We start from the raw sequence: 2,591 nt of genomic DNA, 5'->3' as shown, positions 1-2,591 counted from the left end.
GCGTTAGCCGCTATCGGCTGCCCAATCATCCGTTCAGAGACCGCACGCAACTCGCGGCAGTGCTGCCAGCCCGATGCGCTTCCTGTTGCCCGGTCAATATCAATCCGCCCGGCTCGAAATCTCGCTTCACTCCTGCGCCTGGATTGCGATCAGGCGATTGATCCTGATGAGCGGGGGGCCGCCCAGCGTTGGAGCAGACGGCGGGCCGGTGTTTCCAACAACGCATAGGTGATTGCGGATGCTGCGATCGAGCAGGGAATGACCACAACAATCCACTGCAACCGCCCCTCGATCGGAACGATCTTCGCGTCGACAGCCTCCAGGACGTTGAGGATCACAGGATGGATCAGGTAAAGCGAGAAACTGATGTTGCCCAGCCACACGACGGGCCGGGATCGCAGCAGCCGCGTCGCCCGCGAGTCGGAGGTTGCAATTACGAGAATAAACATCGGGTAGACGGGTATCAGGAACCAGGCATCCTGATCGATGACAACATAAGCCAGATAGATGGTCAGAAATACGGCTGCGATGAGCACGTCCGCCAGCCGCGCCGATATCTGGAAAGGCGAGGTTGTACCAATACGGTAGGCCAGCCAACCGCCACCAAAGCCTACCGCTGCCCTCGCGAAGGCGAGCCACGATCTTGTCGGCTTGCCCAACTCTGCGTGCAAGACGAATGCCAAGACGGCTGACGCGACGAGGAAAATCAAGATCGCGCGCATTTTGGAGATGCTTTTACCGTAGGCTACCAGGAGCGGGAAGAGACTGAAATAAACCCACCACTCTACCGACACCGACCAGGCAGTATAGTTCCAGAGCTTTTCCGCTCCCGCCAGCGGCATGGCCATCGTCAGGGTCGCTTCGCGAAGCGCCTGCAAAGTATTTATATGGTCAGGCCAACGCTGGCCCGAAATTTCCGCATAAGCGAGAACGGCAGCGGCCATTGCGAGCGCGGTCATGGCGTGCAGCGGATAAATACGCGCGAACCTGGCGACTGCAAATGCGCGCAGATCGAACTTATCTTTGGACAAGTAAACGTAGGAAATAACGAAACCGGAAAGCGCGAAGAAGATGTCGACCATCGGCTGTCCGCGCAGGTACCATTCGCCGCCCTCCTGCGTAGAGGCATGATGAAACACGACTGCCAGCGCAGCGACACCGCGCAGCCCTGTCAGCTGCTTAATATCCCGGCCAACCTCCAGCATCATTGCCCCCTCACGACACCTAGAACTACCGCAGCCAGAATGATGCGACCGCCCCCAGATCTATCAGCGTCGCATCTATCACGTTCTTGCCGGCGCTGAAATATCACCCAGCCGAACAGGCCGAGAATCTGTCAGCTTTCGTGTGCCGGGGGAGTCGCGGTCAGTCCGCTTGATTTTGCAGGCGCCTGTTCCAGATCAATCGCCCTGAGAGTTTCCCGCCTTCGAACAGTTTACACTCCGCACGGGAAAATAATCGCGACCCCGCTATCCACCGTTCCCCATTTCGAATATACAAGCCGCAAGTCGCTAATAGCGGAAGCGATGATAATGGACATGGACGTTTCTACCCTTGAGCTCGCGCTCGCTGTATCGGCATGCATCAGGCGGCAACTCGAGAGTTGCCAGGGCTCCGCCATCGTGGTCCCTCGCGACATCGCCGAACTGGCTTTGGCCTTTACCGAAGCTGCCATAGAGAGCTTGCAGGCACAGACACCCGAACTCGCTCGGTCGCTAAATTGACAGCTTCTCATTACGCTAATCTATCCGGCAGCCAACGCCGCTGAGCTAAACGTCGGCGTCAGGACAGCAATCTGTGCTCAAAACGAGACGCTGGCCCTAAGACGAAGACTGGCGCTGTGATCCCGCTCTCTGACAGCCAGCCTCGAACGCTGGAGGATCACTGGGGAAGACTCGGGATGTTCGAGGCGCGCCGCTTCAACTAAGACAAGGTGCAGCATCAGTATCGCCTTTCTGCAAGGAGGAGGTTCCCAGTGCGCCCATTTGTCCCCCAACCTCTTCGCTGCTTCCTCAACCGCCATGCCCCGATACGGAACAAGGTTCGCTGGGACGGGCTCCGCGAGACCGGTCGCTGCAGAAACTGCGGTGTGGCCGTTGTGAGAGGCGCACCACATGTCTGGCGCGCGATAATGCCGTAAGCTTCCGCTCTGAGACTGGAAATGCCGGTCTAGCCCCCATGTTCGCTTCCTGCAGCTATCCCTGCCGGTTCAGACGACGCCGCTATTCGACGCTGGCGATGGGCATGGATCATTTCGATCCCGCGCGGGCCGCTTGTACAGGCGCAGCCTATGCTTTAGCCTGTGTGCTGCGATGACCGAGCAGGCCCCTTACGAGGGACCCGCTATGAAAACGTTAATGGCTGCTTGGACTGCTGCTTGCATAATACACACCGCGCCGGGCGCCGCGGGCGAGGCGCAAGTGCAGCTTTTCAATTCCGCCGGTGATCGCAACTTTCAGCTCCTCGAGCCGGGCCGGCGTTCGCCCTCCCCCGCGCCCGCCGGCGTCTCGCCCGGGTCGGCTACCCCGCGCGCTTCGTTGGCGACGTCCGGCTCAGGCGGCGTCTCTTTCCTAGCCTGTTTTATTCACGGA

The 2,591-nt window shown here is 59.3% G+C and carries 1 protein-coding gene; it reads right to left on the bottom strand.

Going from position 1 to position 2,591, the window contains the following annotated elements; all coding sequences use genetic code 11:
* Positions 1 to 149: 149 nt before the first annotated feature.
* The gene (locus tag PMI02_RS13730; protein WP_162130162.1) at positions 150 to 1,205 is read right to left on the bottom strand and encodes an acyltransferase; all 1,056 of its coding nucleotides are present in this window, start codon (positions 1,203 to 1,205) and stop codon (positions 150 to 152) included.
* Positions 1,206 to 2,591: the final 1,386 nt, after the last annotated feature.

It is taken from the genome of Novosphingobium sp. AP12 (assembly GCF_000281975.1).
GTDB lineage: Bacteria > Pseudomonadota > Alphaproteobacteria > Sphingomonadales > Sphingomonadaceae > Novosphingobium.
This window is presented reverse-complemented; position numbering and strand designations above follow the sequence as displayed.